The sequence below is a fragment of the Algoriphagus lacus genome (assembly GCF_003583985.1).
GTDB lineage: Bacteria > Bacteroidota > Bacteroidia > Cytophagales > Cyclobacteriaceae > Algoriphagus > Algoriphagus lacus.
Genome location: NZ_QXML01000011.1, coordinates 28287 through 51602 on the forward strand (window position 1 = coordinate 28287; position 23316 = coordinate 51602).

Annotated in this window: 23 protein-coding genes; 17 read left to right on the top strand and 6 right to left on the bottom strand. The window is 42.9% G+C overall.

Features of this window, described 5'->3' with window-relative positions; translation table 11 throughout:
• Positions 1 to 30 precede the first annotated feature (30 nt).
• Positions 31 to 999: a KpsF/GutQ family sugar-phosphate isomerase gene (locus D0X99_RS17575; protein WP_119479172.1), complete on the top strand. Its 969-nt coding sequence runs from the start codon at positions 31 to 33 to the stop codon at positions 997 to 999.
• A gap of 6 nt (positions 1000 to 1005) precedes the next feature.
• Positions 1006 to 2082, top strand: a complete 1077-nt coding sequence (locus D0X99_RS17580) for a mannose-1-phosphate guanylyltransferase (RefSeq protein WP_119479173.1) — start codon at positions 1006 to 1008, stop codon at positions 2080 to 2082.
• Between the two features lie 32 nt (positions 2083 to 2114).
• On the opposite strand, the gene rlmB is transcribed toward D0X99_RS17580, so the two are convergent.
• Both rlmB and D0X99_RS17590 read right to left on the bottom strand, forming a co-directional pair.
• The gene (gene rlmB, locus D0X99_RS17585; RefSeq protein ID WP_119479174.1) at positions 2115 to 2891 is read right to left on the bottom strand and encodes a 23S rRNA (guanosine(2251)-2'-O)-methyltransferase RlmB; all 777 of its coding nucleotides are present in this window, start codon (positions 2889 to 2891) and stop codon (positions 2115 to 2117) included.
• Entirely contained in the window at positions 2864 to 4099 is a 1236-nt protein-coding gene (locus D0X99_RS17590) for a GWxTD domain-containing protein (RefSeq protein WP_119479175.1), read from the bottom strand. Before D0X99_RS17590 ends, rlmB begins: the two co-directional genes overlap by 28 nt.
• A 61-nt stretch (positions 4100 to 4160) precedes the next feature.
• Between D0X99_RS17590 and D0X99_RS17595 the strand changes: the two genes are divergently transcribed.
• Positions 4161 to 4937 (top strand): class I SAM-dependent methyltransferase, encoded by a 777-nt coding sequence (locus D0X99_RS17595; protein WP_119479176.1) that lies wholly within the window; start codon positions 4161 to 4163, stop codon positions 4935 to 4937.
• Positions 4938 to 5091: 154 nt separating this feature from the next.
• Here D0X99_RS17595 and D0X99_RS17600 read toward each other — a convergent pair whose 3' ends face one another.
• Complete coding sequence (locus D0X99_RS17600) at positions 5092 to 8076, bottom strand: glycosyltransferase family 117 protein (RefSeq protein WP_119479177.1); 2985 nt, start codon at positions 8074 to 8076, stop codon at positions 5092 to 5094.
• Between the two features lie 170 nt (positions 8077 to 8246).
• Between D0X99_RS17600 and trxA the strand changes: the two genes are divergently transcribed.
• From trxA to D0X99_RS17665, 12 genes are all read left to right on the top strand, one after another.
• Positions 8247 to 8567, top strand: a complete 321-nt coding sequence (gene trxA, locus D0X99_RS17605) for a thioredoxin (RefSeq protein WP_119479178.1) — start codon at positions 8247 to 8249, stop codon at positions 8565 to 8567.
• Between the two features lie 87 nt (positions 8568 to 8654).
• Positions 8655 to 10079, top strand: coding sequence for an MBL fold metallo-hydrolase (locus tag D0X99_RS17610; protein ID WP_119479179.1), 1425 nt, complete (start codon positions 8655 to 8657; stop codon positions 10077 to 10079).
• A 211-nt stretch (positions 10080 to 10290) separates the two neighbouring features.
• A complete protein-coding gene (locus tag D0X99_RS17615) occupies positions 10291 to 10872 on the top strand; it encodes a YeeE/YedE family protein (protein ID WP_119479180.1) in 582 nt (193 codons plus the stop codon).
• 14 nt (positions 10873 to 10886) lie between these two features.
• Positions 10887 to 11381 (top strand): YeeE/YedE family protein, encoded by a 495-nt coding sequence (locus D0X99_RS17620; protein WP_119479181.1) that lies wholly within the window; start codon positions 10887 to 10889, stop codon positions 11379 to 11381.
• A 247-nt stretch (positions 11382 to 11628) separates the two neighbouring features.
• Positions 11629 to 12795, top strand: a complete 1167-nt coding sequence (locus D0X99_RS17630; RefSeq protein ID WP_119479183.1) for an MFS transporter — start codon at positions 11629 to 11631, stop codon at positions 12793 to 12795.
• Positions 12792 to 13508: an acyl-[acyl-carrier-protein] thioesterase gene (locus D0X99_RS17635; protein WP_119479184.1), complete on the top strand. Its 717-nt coding sequence runs from the start codon at positions 12792 to 12794 to the stop codon at positions 13506 to 13508. The genes D0X99_RS17630 and D0X99_RS17635 overlap by 4 nt, the downstream gene beginning before the upstream one ends.
• 368 nt (positions 13509 to 13876) lie before the next feature.
• Entirely contained in the window at positions 13877 to 14929 is a 1053-nt protein-coding gene (locus D0X99_RS17640) for a c-type cytochrome (RefSeq protein WP_119479185.1), read from the top strand.
• On the top strand, positions 14929 to 16281 hold the full coding sequence (locus D0X99_RS17645) for a hypothetical protein (protein WP_119479186.1): 1353 nt from the start codon (positions 14929 to 14931) through the stop codon (positions 16279 to 16281). The genes D0X99_RS17640 and D0X99_RS17645 overlap by 1 nt, the downstream gene beginning before the upstream one ends.
• 379 nt (positions 16282 to 16660) lie before the next feature.
• Positions 16661 to 17647 carry a fatty acid desaturase family protein gene (locus D0X99_RS17650; protein ID WP_199708143.1) on the top strand — a complete coding sequence of 329 codons (987 nt, stop codon included), beginning with the start codon at positions 16661 to 16663 and terminating at the stop codon, positions 17645 to 17647.
• 10 nt (positions 17648 to 17657) lie between these two features.
• On the top strand, positions 17658 to 18848 hold the full coding sequence (locus tag D0X99_RS17655; RefSeq protein WP_119479188.1) for a DEAD/DEAH box helicase: 1191 nt from the start codon (positions 17658 to 17660) through the stop codon (positions 18846 to 18848).
• Positions 18849 to 18858: 10 nt separating this feature from the next.
• Complete coding sequence (locus D0X99_RS17660; RefSeq protein ID WP_119479189.1) at positions 18859 to 19119, top strand: cold-shock protein; 261 nt, start codon at positions 18859 to 18861, stop codon at positions 19117 to 19119.
• Positions 19112 to 19306: a cold-shock protein gene (locus D0X99_RS17665; protein WP_119479190.1), complete on the top strand. Its 195-nt coding sequence runs from the start codon at positions 19112 to 19114 to the stop codon at positions 19304 to 19306. Before D0X99_RS17660 ends, D0X99_RS17665 begins: the two co-directional genes overlap by 8 nt.
• Positions 19307 to 19362: 56 nt before the next feature.
• Here the strand turns inward: D0X99_RS17665 and D0X99_RS17670 are convergent, their stop codons facing one another.
• On the bottom strand, positions 19363 to 20358 hold the full coding sequence (locus D0X99_RS17670; protein WP_119479191.1) for a 2-hydroxyacid dehydrogenase: 996 nt from the start codon (positions 20356 to 20358) through the stop codon (positions 19363 to 19365).
• A gap of 98 nt (positions 20359 to 20456) precedes the next feature.
• Here D0X99_RS17670 and D0X99_RS17675 point away from each other — a divergent pair, with 98 nt between their 5' ends.
• Complete coding sequence (locus tag D0X99_RS17675) at positions 20457 to 20891, top strand: Dabb family protein (protein ID WP_119479250.1); 435 nt, start codon at positions 20457 to 20459, stop codon at positions 20889 to 20891.
• Here D0X99_RS17675 and D0X99_RS17680 read toward each other — a convergent pair whose 3' ends face one another.
• Positions 20892 to 21299 (bottom strand): hypothetical protein, encoded by a 408-nt coding sequence (locus D0X99_RS17680; protein ID WP_119479251.1) that lies wholly within the window; start codon positions 21297 to 21299, stop codon positions 20892 to 20894.
• A 100-nt stretch (positions 21300 to 21399) separates the two neighbouring features.
• Between D0X99_RS17680 and D0X99_RS17685 the strand changes: the two genes are divergently transcribed.
• Positions 21400 to 22005 carry an alpha-ketoglutarate-dependent dioxygenase AlkB family protein gene (locus D0X99_RS17685; RefSeq protein ID WP_119479192.1) on the top strand — a complete coding sequence of 202 codons (606 nt, stop codon included), beginning with the start codon at positions 21400 to 21402 and terminating at the stop codon, positions 22003 to 22005.
• Positions 22006 to 22044: 39 nt separating this feature from the next.
• Here D0X99_RS17685 and msrA read toward each other — a convergent pair whose 3' ends face one another.
• The gene (msrA, locus tag D0X99_RS17690) at positions 22045 to 23124 is read right to left on the bottom strand and encodes a peptide-methionine (S)-S-oxide reductase MsrA (protein ID WP_233553753.1); all 1080 of its coding nucleotides are present in this window, start codon (positions 23122 to 23124) and stop codon (positions 22045 to 22047) included.
• Between the last annotated feature and the right edge of the window lie 192 nt (positions 23125 to 23316).

The following is a 23316-nucleotide window of genomic DNA, read 5'->3' on the forward strand; positions in this document are numbered from 1 at the left end:
GTTCAAAATTACTGATTAACGAAGGTAAAATTGAATTTAGCTAAAAATATTAGAAAAACAGCCACTCGGGTTTTGCAAAATGAGGCAAATGCCATCCTGAATCTAATTGATTTTATAGATGGTGATTTTGAAGCCTGTGTGGAGCGAATTCTTCACTCCAAGGGCAGGGTAGTAATTACCGGTGTCGGAAAGAGTGCAATCATAGCTAATAAAATCGTTGCCACATTGAATTCCACCGGTACACCGGCACTTTTCATGCATGCAGCTGATGCCATCCATGGGGATTTGGGTATGATACTGGAAGAAGATATCGTCATCTGTATTTCCAAATCCGGGAATACTCCCGAAATAAAGATACTTGTTCCACTTTTGAAAAAGCTTGGATCCGTGCTTGTTGCCATGGTGTCTAATACTACATCCTACTTGGCTGAGCAAGCCGATTATGTCCTGAATGCAACAATTGGAGAGGAGGCTTGCCCACATAATTTGGCTCCAACTACCAGTACCACTGCTCATTTGGCCTTGGGTGATGCACTAGCTGTTTGTTTATTGGAGGCGAGAGGATTTACCTCTGATGACTTTGCTAAATACCATCCTGGAGGTTCGCTCGGGAAACAATTATACCTTAAGGTTAGTGATGTGCTTTCCAAAGATCTTGTCCCAGTAGTGGATGAAAATGCAGGTTTGACCGAGGTAATTATTGAGATTTCGGGAAAGCGATTGGGTGCTACTGCTGTGAATGATGCTCAGGGGAATCTAAAAGGAATCATTACCGATGGGGACCTGAGAAGAATGCTGCAGAGGACTCTTGACATCCAATCATTGCGCGCAAAAGACATTATGACGGTCAATCCAAAGACGATTTCAACTGACGAGTTTGCTATTCGTGCCCTAAATCTGATGCGTAATCATAATATTACCCAATTGGTCGCCATGGATCAGGAAAAAATCGCAGGTTTTGTCCATATTCATGATTTGATGAAAGAAGGAATCGTCTAACCCAGCATGCAAGACAAACCCTACATTGTGATAATGGCCGGAGGAATCGGATCCCGGTTTTGGCCATATAGCAGAAACAATCGACCCAAACAGTTTTTGGATATTTTAGGAACAGGACGAAGTCTTCTGCAGATGACTTACGACAGATTTCGGGAAATAGCTGAGCCAGAACAATTTATTGTGGTAACCTTTCAAGGCTATCAGGAATTGGTCAGTGAGCAATTGCCGGAATTGAAATTAAATCAGGTCCTGACTGAGCCACTGAGAAGAAACACCGCTGCTTGTATTGCCTATGCGGCCTATAAAATTCATGGGTTTGATCCGGAGTCAACACTTATTGTAACTCCTGCAGACCATTTGATTTTGCAGGAAAATCGATTTGTCAGGACAATGGCTTCCGCTATTGAAGCCGCTCAGGTTGACAACAGGTTAATCACTATTGGAATCAAACCGAATCGGGCTGAAACCGGATATGGTTACATTCAATATCATGAAAACAACGGTACCGATCCGGCTATGAAGGTTAAAACCTTCACCGAAAAGCCAAATCCAAAACTTGCAAAGACATTTCTGGAAAGCGGGGATTTTGTCTGGAATTCGGGGATGTTTGTTTGGAAAGTAAAAAGCATTTTGGATGCCTTTTCTGAACTTATGCCAGATGTGGCTGAGGTTTTTGAAGAGGGAAGGGGACATTTCGGTAAGGCGTCCGAGCCTGAATACATCGCCCGGGCATATACTCAGGTGAGAAACATTTCCATTGATTATGGAATATTGGAAAAGTCCGATAAGGTATTTGTGATTCTGGGGGATTTTGGATGGTCAGATCTAGGCTCCTGGCAAAGCCTTCACGAACTACGGGACAAGGATGAAAATAACAATGTGGTAGAGGCTAATGCACTCTTGTTCGATACTGAAAATTGCTTTGTCAAAATGGATAATGACAAGCTTGTGGTTGTAGAGGGGCTTGAAAATTATTTAATCAATGAATCTGAAAACGTTCTCCTGATTTGTAAACTCGATGGGGAAAAGAAATTCAGAGATTTCGTTGCCAATGCAAAAAAGAAAGGGGAAGATTTTATCTAAAATCCTCCCCTTCCCTATAATTTATCCAAGTCTTACTTCTTTCGCTGGCGTATTGCCTCGTATATCGCCACTCCGGCAGAAACAGAAACGTTCAAACTTTCGATGTTTCCAGCCATTGGGATTTTGACCTTGTCATCTACTATTCCCATAATTTCCTGGGAAATCCCGTCTTCCTCCGACCCCATAATCATAGCTACCGGAGAGGAAAAGTCTGCATCGTACATTGATTTTTCTGTCTTCTCCGTGATTGCAACCAAGGTCAATCCCATTTTTTGCAGATCCCTGCAGGCATAGAATAAGTTTCGGACCCGTGCAACAGGCAAGAAATTCAAGGCGCCAGCTGAAGTTTTTACTGCATCAGAATTGATCTGAGCACTGCCCTTTTCTGGGATGACAATAGCGTCTACTCCTGCGCATTCCGCAGTTCGGGCAATAGCTCCGAAGTTTCTGACATCTGTAATATGATCAAGAACCAAAATCAAAGGTGATTTACCAACTGCGAAGCAATTATCGATCACGTGGTCCAAGGAGGCATAAGTAATTGAGGACATTTGGGCAATGACCCCTTGGTGATTTTTTCGGGTGATCCGGTTGAGTTTGGCATCCGGAACCCTGACCACCGGGACGTTTTCTGCTTTGCAGAGTTGAAGAAGTTCTTTGATCAAGTCATTGTTCAACTCCTTTTGAACCAGTACTTTATCGAGTTCTTTCCCAGCATGGATTGCCTCCATCACGGCCCGGGTGCCGAATATAAAATCTTTTTCAGTGGCTCCTTTATCAATCAGAAAGCCATCTTTCCGCTTCTCCATTGGGAAATGTTTTTGAACCAAATCGGCTGGTATGCTCGGGATCGGTTCAGGGTGTAGAAATGTGGGCTGAGTATCGTTTTAGCCCGGGCAAAGGTAAATTTAATTTTCGAGCTCTCGTCCATGCCGGCATAACTCCACACTTCCCTGTCCAGGAAAAAATTAACTTCCTGTGGAGGACCCATTACAATGTAGACCATGCCACGGTCAGTCTTCCATCCTTCTTTGAAGTCGGTAAAAAGGATATTGGCAAATTCAACCATCCGGAAATAGTTACGGATCAGCTCTTTGGCAATTTCCGGATTTCTTGTCAGGGTAATCCAATATTCATCCAAGGCCTTTTTCTTATCCTCAGCAAGAAGTAGTGTTTCGTGTTCTTTCCTTGTTGAAATGTAGGTCACCATCTGCACCATTTCTTCCCAATCTTTGACTTTTGGGAATGATTCATGGGTAGTTTTCAGTAAAAGCCCCGTAGAAGCTGTGGTGTCGGTTTGGAAAAAGTAGTATCCTTCTTCATTCAGTTTTTTGGGCACATTGGCCAAAAAGTCCCCCATGTTAACTACAGATAGCTCCTTTGGAATTTCTGCCGGACGGGTTTCCATCGGAGGAAAGGGCACATCAAACTTCATGGGATAAAAGAAGGTATGAATTGAAGGAGATTTGACGGTTTTGAAAAGGAGAGATTCATCCTTGTTCAGATAGTTTTGATCAAATGCAATTTCATTGGCATAGTAAGCTCCAAAATCGGGGTGATCCAGTACAAATGAACTCTTCAGATCGACGTGATAGACATATTCATCGCCTTGCCTTGTATCAAGTATTTCCAATAATGCAATCGCCGTTTCCTGACTTTCAGGTATTTCGACCGTTTTTTCAAAAACCCAGTGCCTCTCAGTATCTGCTTTTAGGTCGTTTTGGGTGAGAAGTTGAACCTTGTCCGAAGAGATTTCCTCATCATAGGAACTGAGAATCGAATAACTGAAACTGTATGTGGCGAATGCTGCGTTTTCTTCAATTTTTTCAATGACAAATTGAAGTTTAAAGCTGGTATCACTGGTTTTTAAAGGAATAATTTTCAGTCCTAGTCGTGAATATAAGGAGTACCGAAGGGCCTGGTCAGTTGAACTCAGTGTTTTTTGTGCATATGAAAAATTGCAAATGGGAAAAAAGGCAATGAAAAAAAGGAGGAAAGGGGTGATTTTTCGATTCATTGGGTCTTAATCTCGGGTTTTAAAAATTAGCCTTACTTTTGCCAAAATACTAAAATTTCGAATGGCTACCTATACAACGGAAATCGCCTCAGACAAGTTGATCAGCGACAATCCTATTCATCAACGGCTTCTGAAAGCATACATTGCAGCAAAACCATGGATTTCCGGTGATTTATTGGAAGTGGGATGCGGCGAAGGCAGAGGAGTTGAGGAATTACTTCCTTTAGCAAGCAGTTACATCGGATTGGATAAGATTGGCGAGGTAATCTCCATGCTCAAAATAAAGTACCCAGGGGTGGATTTTCGTCAGGCTGTAATTCCTCCCTTTTCGGAGTTCAAGGAAAATTCATTCCATACAATTGTGAGTTTTCAAGTGATCGAACACATTCAGGAGGACAAACTTTTTTTACAGGAAATCTACCGAATGCTTAAGCCAGGAGGGAAAGCGATCATTTCAACCCCAAACATCACGCATACTCTTTCGCGGAATCCTTGGCATATCCGGGAATACAAGCCTCAGGAACTGATCAATCTTTCTAAAGGGATTTTTGATCAAGTGGAAGCAAAAGGAATCGGCGGAAATGAGAAAGTCTGGGCTTATCATGAGGCTAACAGAAAATCAGTTCAGAAGATCATGCGCTTTGATATTTTTGACCTTCAGCATAAGCTTCCTGCGGCGGTTTTGAGAATGCCTTATGAAATCCTAAATCGAATGAATCGAAACAAGCTTCATAAGCAGCAAGGAAATTCGGTGGTGGAAATTACCCATGAAGATTATCCAGTAGTAGAGGACCCGATGAAGGGATTGGATCTGTTTTATATTCTTTGGAAAAAGTAAGTGGTGAAAAGAGTTTTCCACAAAGGTTAATAGGATCAAAGAGTTTTTGAAAAACACCTTAGCAGCAAATAAGTCAACTACTATTCATGCTTTACTCATCAAAAAAGGCGAGATTTTTGAAATCTCGCCTTTTGTTTTTCTGTATTTGATCGTATTATTTTCTTTCCAAAACTCCCGGTTCCGCACTTTCTGATCCAATTAGGCTTTCGAGCCTCAGCTTCAATTTTTGAGCTTCTTCCTGATAGCCCCGTTCTTCCAAAAGCGGGATGAAATACTTCACCATTTCGATGGAAATCATCATGTCCCGATCATATCCACGGTTATCCTCATTGTAGAATTCGATCATGTCAAAAGACCGTTTGGAGATTTTTTCAACAATGTCCAAGGCCTTTTCATCTTCGCCGACTTCGAAAAACAGCGGTACTGACTGTCCGTTGCTCAGGTCATAAGGCATAGCTTCATGCGGGATTGTTTCCAAGCCATAATTCAACAGCTTGGCGGCCTCATCCATTTTATCTTCATCCAAAAGGGCTATTACGATGCTGTTCAGTGCACTTCTGTGATTGGAAGCAAATCTTCTATATTCCTCATCGAGGTAGGCATTCGGATCATTCATTCCTCTGAAAGCGAATTTCTCAAGGTAATTTTTGTAGGCGATGTCTGTATTGACGAGCTCCTCCCGGACGTAATCTGGCTTGCGGACCGGAAGCAGACGATAGGTCATACCTTCCATTACTACGTGATCTTGGACATTTATTCCAATAGAAGCCAAGGACGTGTTGTTGAAGTAAATCGGTCTTTCCCAGTTGTTGCTCACGATCAAGTCGATTAGCATCAGCGTGCCTTTGGTGACATACTGCCCTTTGACCTGCAGGTTCATTTGCGGAGCAAAAAGATCCTTAAACTGAGTCGGAACGATCTCATCATTGGCCACAAAACTGCTGTCCACTTCCAAGATCAGGTTTCGGGAAGGAACCATGTTTACTACACTTTTTCCACCTGTTTTCATTTTTAGCAAATCAGAGCCTGAATTCAATAGATTTAGGTACTCTGCTGCCGATATGGCATTCAGGTTTTCCTGCTCCATCACGTAAAGGACATCATTGGTGCCTTTTTGATAGCGCTCTGGGGTTAAGGAAAACGGAAGTGCCGCAGACTCATTGACTGGACGAGTCATCTGCTCCACGTACCAATCGGTGTCGAAGTAGCTCAAAACTATGACCCGAACGTCAGTTCTGAAGTTTTCCACTTCCTGAACGTACCAGAGTGGGAAAGTATCATTGTCCCCGCCGGTAAACAGGATTGCATTTGGAGCACAGGAAGCCAAGAAGTTTCTTGCCGAATCCACAGAGAAGTAGCGGCCTTTTCTATTGTGATCGTTCCAGTTTTCAGCCCCCATTAAACCTGCCACTGGCAAGGTAATCAGTGTGGCAATGATTGCTCCAGTGCTGAGGTTTTTGGTGGCTTTTCCGATTCCGTGGGCAATTGCCAACACACCTAAGCCTGCCCAAATGGCAAATGCATAAAAACTACCCACATAAATGTAATCCCGCTCTCTTGGTTCGATGGGTGGGGAATTCAGGTAAAGAACCAATACCACCCCCATCATCAGGAAAAGCATCAGATTAACATAGAAATATTTGGGGTCTTTTTTGGCTTGGAAGAAAATACCGATCAAACCTAGGATCAAAGGGAGCATCAGGTAATTGTTGTGTCCTTTGTTTTCTTTGATGTAATCCGGGTATTTGTCGCTTAAGGCATCCGCCAATCCCATCCAATTTGCATCAGTGAAGTCACTTTCCCTTCCGGAGAAATTCCAAAGGAAATACCTCCAGTACATGTGACCAAGCTGGTGGGTAAGCATAAAGTAAATGTTGTCACTGAAAGTAGGTTCCTCACCTTCCCGAAGTCCCAACTTGGAGCGATAGATCCGCTTGTGGTTTTCTTGGGTGGAATAGATCCGGGGCAAAATCGTGGTTTTGGCAGGATCGTAGGTGTTTTTCAGTTCATAATCCACGATCTCATACTTGTCCTTCCCTTTCATGTAGATCGGTGCGCCTTCTTCCTGATCTACCAACTGTGCGGTAAAGTATTGTCCATGAAGCAGGGGTCGATACCCGTACTGTTCACGCTTCAGGTAAGACACGTAGCTAATGATATCCTTGGGTGCATTTTCATTGATGATCGGATCCTGATTGGACCGGATGACGATCAATGCGTAGCTTCCATAGCCAATCAAAATGAAAATCAAGGAAACCAGAATGGTGTTCAGAAGTACTTTTTCCTTTTGAAGAGAATATCGGATACCATAATTCAGCGCTCCGAGGAAAAGAAGCACAAACACTATTATTCCTGATCCGAAAGGAAGACCGATGCTGTTAACAAAGAAAATTTCCATCGAACCCGCCAGGCTGGGAAGCCCGGGAATGATCAGGTTGTTGATAATGATCAAGGCGACTCCGCCGAGAAACATGGCATAGATGGCTCCTTTAAGTGTGGCTTTTGGATATTTTTTGAAATAATAGACCAAAGCCAATGCTGGTAAAGTCACGAGATTCAACAAGTGCACACCGATCGAAAGACCAACCAAGTAAGCGATGAAGATCATCCAACGGTTTTCCTCCCTTGGATCTTTGATGACTTCCCATTTCAAAAATGCCCAAATGACGATAGCCGTAAAGAAGGAAGACATAGCGTACACTTCCGCTTCCACGGCAGAAAACCAAAAACTGTCGGAGAAAGTGTAGATCAGGGAACCCACGATTCCTGAACCCATCAACGCAATGATTTGACCTTTGCTTTCTTTTCCTTCCTCAATTGCAAAAATCCGCTTTCCAAACAACGTGATTGACCAAAACAGGAATAAAATGGTGAATCCTGAGAACAGTGCACTTCCAATATTCATCCAATAAGCTACCTGAAGCGGGTCGCCCATTGCCAAAAAGCCAAAAAAGCGATAAACCAAAAGCATAAATGGCGCTCCCGGAGGATGTGGTACCTGAAGCTTGTAAGAAACGGCTATAAATTCTCCCGGATCCCAAAAACTGGCGGTTTGTTCGACGGTAAGAATATAAACCAGCGTGGCAACAGCAAAAATGACCCAGCCGGTGACGTTATTGATCTGCTTATAATTGAGCATTAAAACGGTAAATTAGTCGGGCGAAAATATAAAATTTTACTCCAAGTCCGGGGATTTTAGCACTTTTTAAAAGAAGAGTGCCTTTGGAATCAAGTTTCTCCTGTGACAAAAATTACTGTGCTGTCAAAATCGGTACCTTAATTTTGTAGCGTATTTAAAGTACTACAGCCATGAGTGCACAACCAAAGACATTTCAGGAATTAATCGAAGGAGAGACCCCAGTCTTGGTAGACTTCTTTGCTACCTGGTGCGGTCCCTGTAAGATGATGCAGCCGATTCTGGAGGATACTGCCAAACAAATGGGAGATAAAGTGAAAATTGTCAAAGTAGATGTGGATCGGAATCCACTGGCAGCAAGTAAATTTCAGGTGCGCGGTGTACCGACTTTAATCCTTTTTCACAAAGGAAAAACGATCTGGCGTCAATCCGGAGTGGTTCCCGCTCATCAGTTGATTCAAATCATCAACTCAAATCTGATGGCAAAGGTGTGATCTCAATGTGACAAAAGTCATTTTGAAACGCCTTTTCTAAAAATAATTTTGATCTAGTTTTAAAGGAAGTCCCAAAATCAAAGCAATATGAAAATCGAACAAATCTATACCGGGTGTTTGGCTCAAGGAGCATATTACATCGAATCGGATGGCGAAGCAGCAGTGATTGACCCATTGAGAGAAGTTCAGCCTTACATTGAAAAAGCTGAGCGTAGAAATGCGAAAATCAAATACGTATTTGAAACACACTTCCACGCAGACTTCGTGTCAGGCCACAAAGACTTGGCAGCCAAAACCGGTGCAAAGATTGTTTATGGTCCCACCGGGATGAAGATGGGGTTTGATGCCATCATTGCTGAGGATAATCAGGAGTTTACTATTGGTAAAGCCAAAATCAAAGTCATTCATACTCCGGGTCACACCATGGAGTCTTCCTGCTATTTGCTTTTTAATGAAGAGGGAAAAGCAGAAGCTATTTTCACCGGTGACACTTTGTTTATTGGAGACGTAGGTCGTCCGGACCTGGCTCAAAAAGTCATTGCGGACTTGACCCAGGAAAAACTTGCCGGTCACCTGTATGATTCCCTGAGAAACAAACTTTTGCCTTTATCTGACGATCTGATCGTATATCCGGCTCATGGAGCGGGTTCTGCCTGTGGTAAAAACATGAGCAAGGAGACTTCTGATACTTTGGGAAACCAGAAGAAAACCAATTATGCGCTTCAGCCGATGACAAAAGAGGCTTTCATCAAGGAAGTATTGACTGGTTTGACTCCTCCTCCAGCTTATTTCCCACAAAACGTGATGATGAATATCCAGGGATACGACAGCATTGACGAGGTATTGGAAAGAGGTGTTCATCCTTTGACTCCAGAGGAATTTGAAGTTGCGGCAAATGAGACTGGCGCATTGATTCTTGATACCCGAGATCCTCAGACCTTTGCCAAAGGATTCATTCCAAACTCAATCAATATCGGTATCGACGGAAGTTTTGCAGTTTGGGTAGGAGCAATGATTCCTGACCTAAAGCAGGAAATCTTAGTGGTGGCCGAAGAAGGCCGTGAAGAGGAAGTGGTAACCCGACTTGCCCGTGTAGGATACGATTATTGCATCGGCTATTTAAAAGGTGGATTTGCTTCTTGGAAAAACTCTCCGGATCATGAAGTGGATTCTATCACTTCCATCACAGTGGATGAATTGGCCAAAATCAAAGAAGGTGATCCTAACATTCATATTCTGGACGTAAGAAAAAATTCCGAATATTTGTCTGAGCATGTGGTCGATGCTGAAAATGCCCCATTGGATTACATCAATGACAGTATGATGAAAGTGGATAAAAACAAAACCTATTACGTGCATTGTGCCGGTGGATACAGATCCATGATCTTCAACTCCGCGCTAAGGGCAAGAGGTTACGACAATTTGATCGACATAGCCGGCGGGTTCAAGGCGATCAAAGAATCAGAGAAATTCAAGGTGTCAGACTACGTTTGTCCTACCACCTTGCTCTGATTAATCGCGAGAAAAGTTGCTTAATTCGAAATGGCAGGCCCTTTGGCTTGCCATTTTTAGTTTGCTAACTGCTCTTGTGACAAAAGTCACAAAACCACCTTAATTTAAACAGGTTATTAAATTCCTAAACCCTATTAGATTTGTGGATTATTCAATAACCCGACACCATTTCCAGTAATTACAACAAAACTGAACGAGACAGTAAAAAAATATGAATCAATTTATCGAGTGGATCTCTCAGCCTTGGCCTTGGTATGTGGCCGGGCCAATGATTGGACTTACCGTACCGGCACTATTAATTTTGGGGAATAAGACTTTCGGAATTTCTTCTTCCCTCCGTCACATTTGTGCAGCCTGTGTCCCTGCAGGAATTCCTTTCTTCACCTACAACTGGAAAAAGGAAATCTGGAACCTGCTCTTTGTGCTAGGCACAGCTATCGGGGGTTTCATCGCAATGAATTTCCTGGCAAATCCCAATACCATTGTTATTTCTGAAGCCACCCAGGCTGATTTGACCGCTTTGGGTATCACGGATTTCTCTGATTTGATGCCAAAGCAAATTTTCTCCTGGGAGACAGCTTTTTCGGCAAAAGGACTTTTGTTCTTTGTTTTTGGTGGATTCTTGGTGGGCTTTGGAACCCGATACGCAGGAGGATGTACTTCCGGACACGCAATTATGGGAATCAGTTCGCTTCAATGGCCTTCTTTAGTAGCGACGATATTCTTTATGGTGGGTGGTTTTCTGATGACACATGTTCTGATGGATCCGTTGATGAAGTTGGTAGGATTCTAAAAAATTGAAATGACATGTCAGTAGTAGCAAATAAAAAAACAACAGATCAGGATCCGCACTGTGCAGCTCCAAACCTAAGAGAAGAGCATGACAAGGGTCTTGAGCTTCTGAAGTACCTCATTATCGGAGTTATTTTCGGGATAGTGTTTGTGAAAGCAGAGATTATCTCCTGGTTTCGAATTCAGGAAATGTTCCGTCTTCAGTCCTTTCATATGTACGGAGTAATCGGGTCAGCAGTAGTGACAGGAATGATTTCAGTCCAATTGATCAAACGTCTGAATATCAAAACTATGCACGGGGAGACTATCGTAATCCCGGAAAAAGTATTCAAGAAAGGTCAAGTGATCGGAGGATTTATCTTCGGTTTGGGCTGGGCAATCACTGGCGCATGTCCCGGACCTCTTTTTGCCCAAATTGGCAGTGGTTACACTGTGGTATTGGTCACCCTGATTTCAGCTTTGGCCGGTACCTGGATTTACGGAAAGTTTGCTGATAAACTTCCGAATTAATTTGACCAAAAAATATTAAAAGCCGCCTTCGAGAGAGGGTGGCTTTTTTAGTTAAATACCTTTTTTATGATAATCCGGATCATGATAATGATGGTGATCAAAATTACTCCAACGATGACAAATTCCATGAGCTTTGCTTTCATGTAAAACTAGGCCCATCCGCTAATAGTTTTTTCCTTTTTGAAAACTTTCCCGAAATCGGCCCATTAATTTCTAAATTTGCCTGCTTTTCAAACCTATATCATCCATGAATTACCTTTCCAAAAGGAGAGTTGCGCTCGGAGCCATGTTTTTTTTCATGGGCCTTTGCTTTTCTACCTGGGCGGCTCGTATCCCAGATATTCAAGCCAAGTTTCAATTGTCAGAAGGTCAACTCGGAACGATTTTACTTTGTCTCCCTATCGGTTCTATGTTGGGGCTTCCCATTGCAGGTTGGGCAGTTCATACTTATGGTAGTAGAGCTATTATTTTGATTGGAAGCTTTGCCTACGCCTGTACGCTTCCTTTGATTGGATTGGCAACCACAACTTGGATGATCGTGCCTGTTCTGGTTGTTTTTGGTATGCTCGGAAATATCATGAACATCTCGCTGAATACCCAAGCACTTGGTCTGGAAGATCAAATGGGAAAAAGCATTCTGGCTTCATTCCACGGGCTTTGGAGTATGGCAGGATTTACTGGAGCTGGGTTAGGAGCTGGGTTGATTTTTTTCAATTTCTCTCCAGCGGGGCACTTTGGGGTAGTAACTGGTATTTCGATTTTGATCGTTCTTTTCTCTCAAAAATATGTCATTAATGACCGGGGGGATTCTGAAGACGGTGGAGGATTGGTGTTGAAAAGGCCAGATGATTTGCTGCTTCGGATCGGAATGATAGCGTTTCTGGGAATGATGACCGAAGGGTGTATGTTTGATTGGAGCGGGGTTTATTTCAAGAAAATTGTGATGGCTAAACCAGAATTTGTGGCGCTAGGTTATGTTTGTTTTATGGGAGCTATGGCGTCAGGGCGTTTTATTACCGACAAGGCAACCAATAGGTTTGGAAGAATTCCTGTTCTTCAGGCGAGTGGGGCTTTGATATTTTTCGGGTTGGTTCTATCGGTACTCATTCCCAATATGTATACCGCTGCGTTTGGGTTTTTATTGGTTGGATTGGGCGTGGCATCTATAGTACCTGTGTCTTACGGCATCGCAGGCAGGTCAAAACTTTATTCTCCCAGTGTAGCCTTGGCATTGGTTTCGACCATATCGTTTTTCGGGTTTTTGCTTGGACCTCCTTTGATCGGATTTGTCGCGGATCTGTTCGATTTGAAAGTTTCGTTTGCACTGATTGCGATTAATGGCCTGGGAATCGCCTTGCTCAGCAGTATCCGAAAGCAGGTGTTTTATTCCGATGAAAAAACTGAAGAAGCATGAATTTGCCAGAGGATTTTCAGTTTTCGAGAGAATTTGAAGTTGGTTCATTTCAGGTTCATCCAAACGGGCGGATCAGTCTTACATCACTGGCAGACTTACTGCAGGAAATCGCTTGGAGGCATGCAGATTCCGGTGATTTTGGGAGAAATCTTTTGGACACCCAGCAAATGTGGGTATTGTCAAGATTGGAAATCAGCGTATTCGAATTTGCTAAGTGGGGAGATAAAATAAGGCTTTTTACCGGAGGTAGGGGAGCGGAAAAACTGTTTGCGTTCCGTGAATTTATGGTTTGGGACCAAGATCAAAAGGTCCTAGCTCGGGCAATGTCCTCCTGGCTTTTGCTCAATTCAGAAACCAAACGGATACAAAGGCCAGAGCAAGTTTTACCCGCGAAGCTTTTTGACCCGACAAAAAAGCCGGATTGGCAACCCGAAAAACTCAGAATTACAGGCGAATGGAAAGGGAAGGAGGAAATTCAAGTTCGGCATTCTGACCTTGACCTGTATAATCATGTCAACAATACAAGCTACATACGCTGGGTTGAGAATTTTTTGGCTGACCTGGGCATATTCCCTACTCAGCTTTCCATCAATTACCTGGCAGAGAGCTTGGCAGGCGAAATAGTGGAATTGAGTTTTTATGACGCGGAAAATGAAAAATTCCTGGAAGGAACAGTAGGTAGTAAATCCGTTTTTATAGCCAAAGTGGATTAATCTGAGTTTTGGAGTGTTTAGTCATTTCAGTTTTTTAATTATTTGATAATAAACAACTTGTGAACTAACCGGATATTCACTTTCTCTTTTTGGGACTACCCGTCTTGGCAAATGGATGAAATGATGGAACAAATCATGGGTAAATATCAGCTGTCCGGATCGTAAACTTCAGAAGGCGACATTCATTCTGAAATAGCGTGCTTTCTCTGGATTTAGAGGTTTTTTACCCGGATGGTTTGATTTCCTAATGACTGATTTTTTTCTGTTTATCAGAAAAGCCAAGCTTTGCTTTTAGGTGTGATTCATGTCACAGTTTTTAGTCTCTGAAAAATCGGATTTTTGTACATTACCTCAAGATTCTGAATCTTATGATGCAACAATTTGTCAAACTGGTTACTCTACTTGTCGGCTTGCTGGGCTTGGTCACTGCCTTGGTTGGAGTGGTTGGTTTCGTTGTCTTTTTGTCTTATTCCGGTGTTCAACTCCCTGCCCTTTCAGAAAAGGAGGAATCCATCCCTCAGGCTATTGCTGAAATTCCTGTTGTAACAGCACTTGCTGATCCGGCAGAAATGTGGCGTGCGCCGGATTGGGCAACAGTGGAAGCGGAGCCCAATGCAGCGGATATCAAATACGGAAAGGAGCTTGTTGCCAATACATCAGAATACCTCGGTCCTAAAGGCAAGGTAAAGGCGATCTCGAATGGGATGAATTGTCAAAACTGCCACCTTCAAGCTGGAACAGTACCCTTGGGAAATAACTATGGAGCGGTTTTTTCCACTTATCCAAAAATGCGCGCACGATCAGGGACGGAAGAAGATATCCAAAAACGAATCAACGATTGCTTTGAGCGAAGTTTGAACGGCCAACCTTTGGCTCGCGATTCCAAAGAAATGGTAGCTATGGTAGCCTACATCAATTGGTTAGGAAAAGATGTGCCCAAAGGGGAAACCCCTAAAGGGTCAGGGATTTATGAGGTTCCGCTTTTGGACCGGGCTGCCGATCCTGCAAAAGGTAAATTGGTCTATGAAAATCAATGCCAAAGCTGTCATGCAGCCGATGGACAAGGGATGCCAAAACCAGACGGAACTGGGTATTTATATCCACCGCTGTGGGGTAAAAACAGCTACAATCACGGTGCAGGACTTTATCGGCTTTCGAGATTTGCGGGCTATGTGCGAGCAAATATGCCACTTGGGGCAAGTTTTGAAAATCCCATTTTGACGGACGAGGAGGCTTGGGATGTAGCCGCCTTTGTCAACAGTATGGAAAGACCGGGAAAAGATCTTTCTAAAGACTGGCCTGATATTTCCAAAAAACCGATGGATCACCCCTTCGGTCCTTTTGCTGACGAATTCACCGAAGAGCAGCACAAATTTGGTCCTTTCAAGCCAATTCAGGAAGCGAAAGCGAAATCAAAGTAATGAAACAAATTGCCTTGATTGTCCTATTCCTAATGGGTCTCCTGAAAACAGGAAATGCTCAGGAGGAAGAGAAGAAGCTTATTGTCACTCCGGATGTGCATTTCCGCACGTTTTGGATGAATACCAACTATCCCGATCAGGAATTAAAGGAGGATTATGCGCTGGGAATGAGTTTGAATTTGGGGGGAATCCTTGCCTATCAGAAAAATTGGAAGTTTCATTTTGGTTACCGCACATTTGCCAATGTGGCCAGTTCGGAAATATGGGAGCCTGATCCAACTACCGGGCAGGGAAACAGATATGAAACAGGTCTTTTTGATCTTTTGGATACCAAAGACCGATTTTTTGGAAAGTTGGAGACCTTCTCTTTTGAGTATTCGGATAAAAAATTTGGAATAAAAGCAGGTCGAATGGGTATCAACTCCGACTGGATCAACGCTCAGGACGGGAGACTATCTCCAACTGCGGTTGAAGGTGTGACTGCTTGGTTTGCTCCGGACAAGACCTGGAAATTTTTGGTTTGGGGAATCGGTCGGATGAGCATCCGGGGTAGCAGTGAGTGGCTTTCAGTTGGAGAGACAGTTGGGATTTATCCTGTCGGAAGGACAGTTTCCGGTAAACCTGCCCAATATTATGGGAATACGGCCAGTGATTGGCTTGGGATATGGGAAGTGGACCGCAAAATCGGCAAAGATTCAAAAATTCACTTTTCAAATACAGTTGCTCAAAATCTCTTTTCCACTTATTGGCTGGCATTTGAGAAAAATAAAATTGTAAAATCCGGAATCTTGACCATTGGAATCCAGAGTGGCTTTCAGCAAGGTGTCGGAAATGGGGGGGATGAAAATCCCGACTTGAGGTATAAGGAATCGGAGGATCGAAATTATGCACTATCTGGTCGGATAGGTTGGAGGAACTCCAAATGGATTACCCATTTGAACTATACCCATGTAGGAGGAGAAGGAAGATGGCTGAGCCCAAGAGAGTGGGGGAAGGATGCCTGGTACACCTTTATTCCAAGGGAAAGAAATGAAGGATTTGAAACAGTTGATGCACTGGTAGGCTATGGGGAATATCGATTTGAAAATATTCCGCTTTCAGTTTATGGTCATTTTGGGATTCACTGGCTTTCGGACCCCAAATATGCTGCAGCGAATAAATATAACTTTCCAAGCTATCGTCAACTCAATTTGGGTTTAAAATATCAGCCCAAGAAAATCAAAAACCTTGATCTTCATTTTATACTAATGAGTAAGCAGCCTTTGGATACTGAAAATCTGACGCCTAACCAGATCTATAATAAAGTGGAAATGCTCCACTTCAATGGGATCATAAACTGGAGGTGGAATTGATATTTTCCTATGAAATTAGGAATTACCGATCCCTTTCCTCACCTTTGTCGAGTCGAAGAAATGTTTTCGATACTTGACATCAAGTTAGCATCGGTGATACACCTGCTTAAGTAGCAAATCAAGAGTTCTCCATCACAAGGTTTTAATTCTTCTTCTTCTACTTTTTTAATCATGAGTTTTGGCTTATCCAAGTTCATTGATTAAAACCTGCAGATTACAATCCTTAAGAGAACCCTGATTTCCTTTTACCTTAAAGTTCCCAATTATTAAGACTATCCGTTTTACGGAATCAGATTTGTCTGATTTCTCAGTTACTCTGAAGAGCAGAGTAAACTTCTATTTCAATTCCACTCAACAGTCAAAGTTTGCCAACCGAGAGATGTTCATCAAGACAATTGTCATGATGGTTGTCTACTTTGTCCCGGTATTGCTTGTCATCACAGGAGTTGTCGATCAAACCTGGCAGTTGTTTGCTTGCTTCATTCTCAGCGGGCTAGGAATGGCTGGCATAGGAATGGGAATCATGCATGATGCCATTCACGGCACCTACTCCAAAAATCCAACAATCAACAAACTATTGGGCTACACGCTTAATATGGTCGGTGCAAATGCGACCGTATGGAGAATTCAGCACAATGTATTGCATCATTCCTACACCAATATTTCCGAGGGAGATGATGACATCAATGCTCCTTTTTTCCTAAGATTTTCACCAAATGCCGAAAAGAATGCCCTGCATCCGTATCAGCATTGGTACACTTGGTTTTTCTATGGCCTTTCTACCGTTTCCTGGGTGACTTCCAAAGATTTCATCCGACTGAAGCGCTATTATGACATGGGGCTTCTCAAAGGAAAAAACGTATACAGAAATACTGTACTTAAAATCCTTGCTTGGAAGATTGTCTATTATGCATTCACGCTAGGCTTGCCGATTGCTTTCTCTCCATTTGGAGTTGGTGAGATTCTTCTTGCCTTTCTTGCACTGCATTTTGTTACCGGATTGAGTATTTCTCTGGTATTTCAGACTGCTCACATCATGCCTGATGTGGAGTTTCCTCAAGCCGATGAAAACGGCATGGTGGAAGGTGAGCGAATGCTTCACCAATTGGCTACTACTTGTAATTATTCTGAAAAAAGCCGACTGTTCTCCTGGATGATCGGAGGGCTGAATTATCAGGTAGAGCATCACTTGTTTCCCGATATCTGTCATGTGCACTATCGGAAAATTGCCCCAATTGTAAAAGCCACTGCGGCTGAATACAATATTCCTTATCATTCCAAAAAGACATTTTTTAATGCTTTGCAGGATCACTTCCGGATGCTTTACCTATTGGGTAATGCTGAATTGGTTCCCGTAAAAGCTTGAATCCAAAATCATGAATACATCAAGAACAACAAATAAACCTTCCAACCCTTCCAGAGGCGGAAATGTGGATAGAAGGCAAGTAAAGAAGAAAGAGTCCACACTGGATCCGAAGCTTTTTGTAAAAAAGGCCAAACCAAGTGGGCAGGCCGGATTCAGAACTGAAAAATCTTTTTCGGACCTAGGACTGAATGCTAGATTGCTAGCCAATATCCAAGCCAAAGGGTACGAAACATTGACCACCATACAGGAGCAATCTATTTTGCCTCTTTTGGACGGTAGAGATATGATGGCCATTTCCAAAACAGGTTCTGGGAAAACTGCAGCTTTTTTGATTCCAATCATTGAGCACGCATTAAAAGATCCCAGAAATTATACGGCATTGGTAGTCACTCCAACCCGCGAATTGGCACTCCAGATTGAAGAGGAATTCAAAAGTCTGGCTGCTGGGTTGCATTTATATTCTGCAACATTCATTGGTGGAACCAACATCAATTCTGATTATAGGCAATTGGAGCGAAAGCTTCAAGTAGTCGTGGGTACGCCTGGTAGATTGTTGGATCTGTCTGACAGAAAACTTCTCAAACTCAATCAGGTCAATACACTTGTTCTTGATGAGTTTGATCGGATGCTGGATATGGGCTTTGTAAACGATGTGAAAAAGCTGGTGAACCTGATCGGAAAACGTGATCAGACTCTGCTTTTTTCTGCTACTCTTGAGCCTGCTCAAAAGCAACTTATATCTACGCTACTTCACAATCCAATAGAGGTAATTGTAGAAAATGCCGGTGGCACCAACGAGAATATCGAACAACAAACGATCCGGGTGCCTGAAGGTGCCGAGAAGTTTGATTTGTTGGCCGGATTGGTGAAAAGTCCGGAAATGGAAAAGGTAATCCTTTTTACAGAAACCAAAAGACTAGCTGACAGGCTGGCTAAAAAACTGAATCAAGTTGGCATTTCTGCCGGTCAGATTCATGGAGATAAATCCCAAAATTTTCGAAACAAGATGATCGAAGATTTCAAGAAAGGGAATATACGGGTGCTGGTAGCTACTGACGTTGCTGCCAGAGGAATCGATGTAGCTGATGTCTCTCATGTGATCAACTATCAGCTACCGATGACCATGGATGCTTACATCCATCGTATCGGCAGGACTGGAAGAGCCGGCAAAGTCGGCCACGCCATCACTTTTGTAAACTAAAATCTGGCTAATGTCAAAAAATCAAAACACGTTCATCAAAAAGCAAAAGGCAGAGCTGAGGAAACGGAAGCAAAAAGAAAAATTCGAGAAAAAACTGGAGCGAAAGACCCAGCCTAAAGATGGGAGCCTCGACAATATGATTGCTTACGTCGACGAGTTTGGAAACTTCTCCGATACTCCTCCGGCCCCGCCAATCGAGAAAAAAACAAATTCAACACAGTCAAATCAAAACAGAGTAAAAACAAATCAAAATTTCAGAAATCATGAATGAAGGAACAGTAAAATTCTTTAACACCACCAAAGGTTTTGGATTCATCACCCCAGCAGACAACAGTGACGACGTATTCGTACACCACAGTGGTCTAGTACACGAAATCCGTGAGAACGACAAGGTAAAGTATGACCTGGTACAGGGTAAGAAAGGCATCAATGCCGTAAACGTAAAAGTAGTTCGTTAATTCGAACTCCTTTCTAAATGGATCCCCGCTGGTTTACCCGGCGGGGATTTTTCTTTTTAAGAGGGTTTGATTTCATTCACCAACGTATCTCCTTGTTCAAAGGCGGTGATGTTTCCAAGGGTGGTTCGGGAGATTTGTTCCAAAGCTTCCTTGGTTAAAAATGCCTGGTGACCTGTCACAAGTACATTTGGAAAAGTCATCAGACGGGAGATTTGCTCATCCTGCATGATTTCTTCAGAAAGATTTTTGAAGAATATATTCTCTTCCTGTTCATATACATCAATTCCCAGGTAGCCGATTTTTTTGTTTTTCAGTGCCCTGATCACGGATTTGGTTTCGATCAATGCCCCACGGCTTGTGTTGATCAGCGCAATGCCGTTTTGCATATGAGCGATTGATTCGGAGTTGATCAGGTGATGTGTCTCTGGAGTAAGTGGGCAGTGCAGGGAAATGATATGGCTCTTTGAAAGCACCTCATTCATGGGAAGATATTTCACTCCCAATTGCTTCATTTCATCGTTTTCAAAAACATCATACGCCAAAATGGTACAACCAAATCCTTTTGCTATTCTGCAAAATGCCCTTCCGATTGCACCAGTACCGATTACTCCTACCGTTTTTCCATGGATGTTTACACCGGTTAGGCCTTCGAGGGAAAAATTATTTTCTCTGACTCGATTATAGGCTTTGTGTGTTTTCCTGGCCAAAGTCAAAATCAGCGCAAAAGCATGTTCGGCCACAGCCTCAGGACTATAAGCAGGTACCCGGGCTATTTTTATTCCATGCTCCGCAGCTGATTTCAGATCTACCTGATTGTATCCTGCACATCTTAAGGCAATCAACTTAATTCCAAATTGATGGAGTTTGGCGATGATTCCTGAGTCAATGTGATCGTTTACAAAGGTGCAGATTGCATCGTGACCCTCTGCCAGCGAAACGGTGTGTTTATCCAGCTTGGCATCAAAGTAGCTAAAGGAGTGGTCTGTCTCGGATAAAAATCTGTCAAAACTTTCCCGGTCATAGGATTTGGTACTAAAGCAGGCAATTTTCATAGGTGTTTTTAAATGCTGTTTTTTAAAATTGAGCACTTGAAATTAAAATTCAGTTGATCAGAATCGAATTCTTTTTAGTTTCAGGAAAATTTCATCCCATGAAAAAACTATTCTACTTCGTTCCTCTCTTGGTCATTTGGTCATGTACGGCCAACATTTCCACAGACACAAACACCCCGGATTCCACTCAAGTTACTCCCTTAATTGTTGAAACTCCCATGCCTGATTCTGTACTCCGACACGTTGTTCTTTTTGGATTTAAAGAAACTTCCAGTCCTGAAGATGTCCAGAAAGTGATTGATGCTTTCAAAGCGTTGCCTTCAAAAATCTCCGAAATCAAAGGATTTGAATGGGGCACCAACTCCAGTCCAGAGGGATTGAATCAAGGATTGACTCATGCATTTACCTTGACTTTTCATTCCGATGCAGACCGTGATGCTTATTTACCACATCCGGCTCACAAAGAATTTGGGGGAATTGTGGGACCCCACTTGGATAAAGTCACCGTAGTGGACTATTGGACGAAGCCCTAATTACTTATCGTAGGGGAGAGCACTGCCGTCCGATTTTTCCGGTTCGCTGGCGTTGATTACTTCTGTGACCACAAATACACTCGTGCCTCTCCATGGAAGCATACCGTTGTATTCCTGATAGCGCAGTTCAAGGTGTTTACCTGAATTGCGCTCCAGGATTGCAGCTACTTCAGGGTCAACCACACTGAAACGAAATTCATTGCTTTGCAAAGCGCCTGAAGTCGGGCTTTGAAATCCTTCCTGCACCATTCGGCCTTCATAGGTTTTGAAAATCACCCCTTTTTTCACAAAATAGTTCAGACTGCCGGCTTTGACTCCCTCACCAAATACAAAGTAAAACTTCCACCAAAAAAAGATTCCGAGAACCAAAACAAGGATAAGACCGGAAATCCAGGCAAATTTTTTCATAACATCAACAATTGGTTTTTTAAAGATAATCAGGGAATAGATCAAAAAAATCAGCCTTGTAAAAAAATGAACCTATTGATTTGGGCTTAGTTTTCTGATTATGCAACATTCACTCTTCCATTCCGACACCAAAAACTTGTTGCCATTTCAAGGTGAAACGTTCCTGTACCCTAATTTTTTCACAAGGGAAAAGTCAGATTTTTATTTTCAACAACTGGCTGAAACTTTAGCATGGAAACAAGAGCCCATTCGAATGTTTGGGAAATTGGTCATGCAGCCTCGGTTGACAGCACTTTATGGGGATCCGGATCGACCTTATGGCTATTCTGGGATCAGTATGGTTCCCCTTGATTGGACAGATGATTTGGTGGAAATGAGAAAGGCCATTGAGGAGTTTACAGGAGTCAGGTTTACCCATGTCCTGTGTAATCTCTACCGGGACGGGCAGGACAGCATGGGCTGGCATCGGGATAATGAGGCAGTTTTGGGGAAAAATCCAAGTATTGCCTCCATGACCTTTGGTGCCACCCGGATGTTTCAGCTCAGGCACTATGAAACAAAAGGAAATAAAATTGATATTCCATTGACTCACGGAAGTCTCCTGATGATGACTGGAGAAAGCCAACATCAATGGGAGCATCAAATCCCCAAAACGAAAAAAAATCTTGGACCCAGAATTAATCTGACATTTAGAAAATTGCTTTAACAAAAAAGGCGAGCCGAGGATCGCCTTTTACTTTTTGGGTTATTCCACCAACCAGATAAAATCTCCGTATCCAGCGGCTTCCATCTCTTCTTTGGGAATAAACTTCATCGCTGCCGAATTCATGCAATATCTGAGTCCAGTGGGTGCAGGTCCGTCGAAGAATACGTGTCCTACGTGACTATTACCCAATTTACTTCTGACCTCAACCCGAGCCATGCCCAATGTTTTGTCAATGGGTTTATCGATGATTCGGGCGTCGATAGGTTTGGTAAAACTTGGCCAGCCAGAACCGGATTCGTACTTATCTGCAGAGCTAAAAAGTGGAGCTCCGGATACGATGCACACATAAATGCCGGCTTTCTTATTTCCATTGTATTCGTTTTGGAAGGCAAACTCAGTAGCATCTTCCATGGTGACCTCGTACTGAAGCTCGTTGAGGGTCTTTTTCAGTTCTGTCTTGGATGGAGCTGGATATTTTTTCGGACTCAATTCAGGCCAGTGCTTTTTGATGAATGCATCGCGACCACTGCCGTTTCTGTAAGCATAGTATTCAGTCGGATTCTTTTTGTAATAATCCTGGTGATAATCCTCGGCTGCGTAGAAATTGGTGTATTTAATCACCGGCGTGGCGATTGGTTTGGAGAATTTGCCTGACTTATCCAATTTGGCTTTGGAGTCTTCCGCTACTTTTTTTTGCTCGGCATCATGGTAGAATATGGCCGACTCGTATTGGGTTCCTCGGTCAAAGAATGACCCTCCCACATCAGTCGGGTCATAGGTTTGCCAGAAAATATCCACCAATTCAGCGTAACTGATCACTTCCGGATCAAAAGTGATTTGCACGGATTCCCTGTGAGAAGTTTTTCCTGAAGATACATCCCCATAAGTTGGATTTTTTTCTTTTCCTCCTGCATAACCGGAGACAACGGAAATTACTCCGTCCAAATCTTCAAAGGGTGCCTCCACGCACCAAAAGCAACCGCCTGCAAAGGTTGCCAGTTGGGTTTTGGAGGAAAATACCTCCTTCTTTTCAGCTTCAGGTTCTGACACTGTGGCCACTCCTGACTCGGAGGGGGTACTACTGCAAGCCATTAACAGGCTCAAAATCAAACTCAACATAAGTATGGTTATTTTTTGAAAATGATGCATCGGGAGAAAGTTCTATTGAATTAATTCAATTTTTGGTCAGCTTTTTGACTTGAGTTAAACACCGATTTCATGGTTTCTGTTTTAGGTGTTTTCTTAAATCTAATTAAATCTAACATCCATCACCTACGACTCAAATGGAAAAATGGATTGCCGGTAGGATTA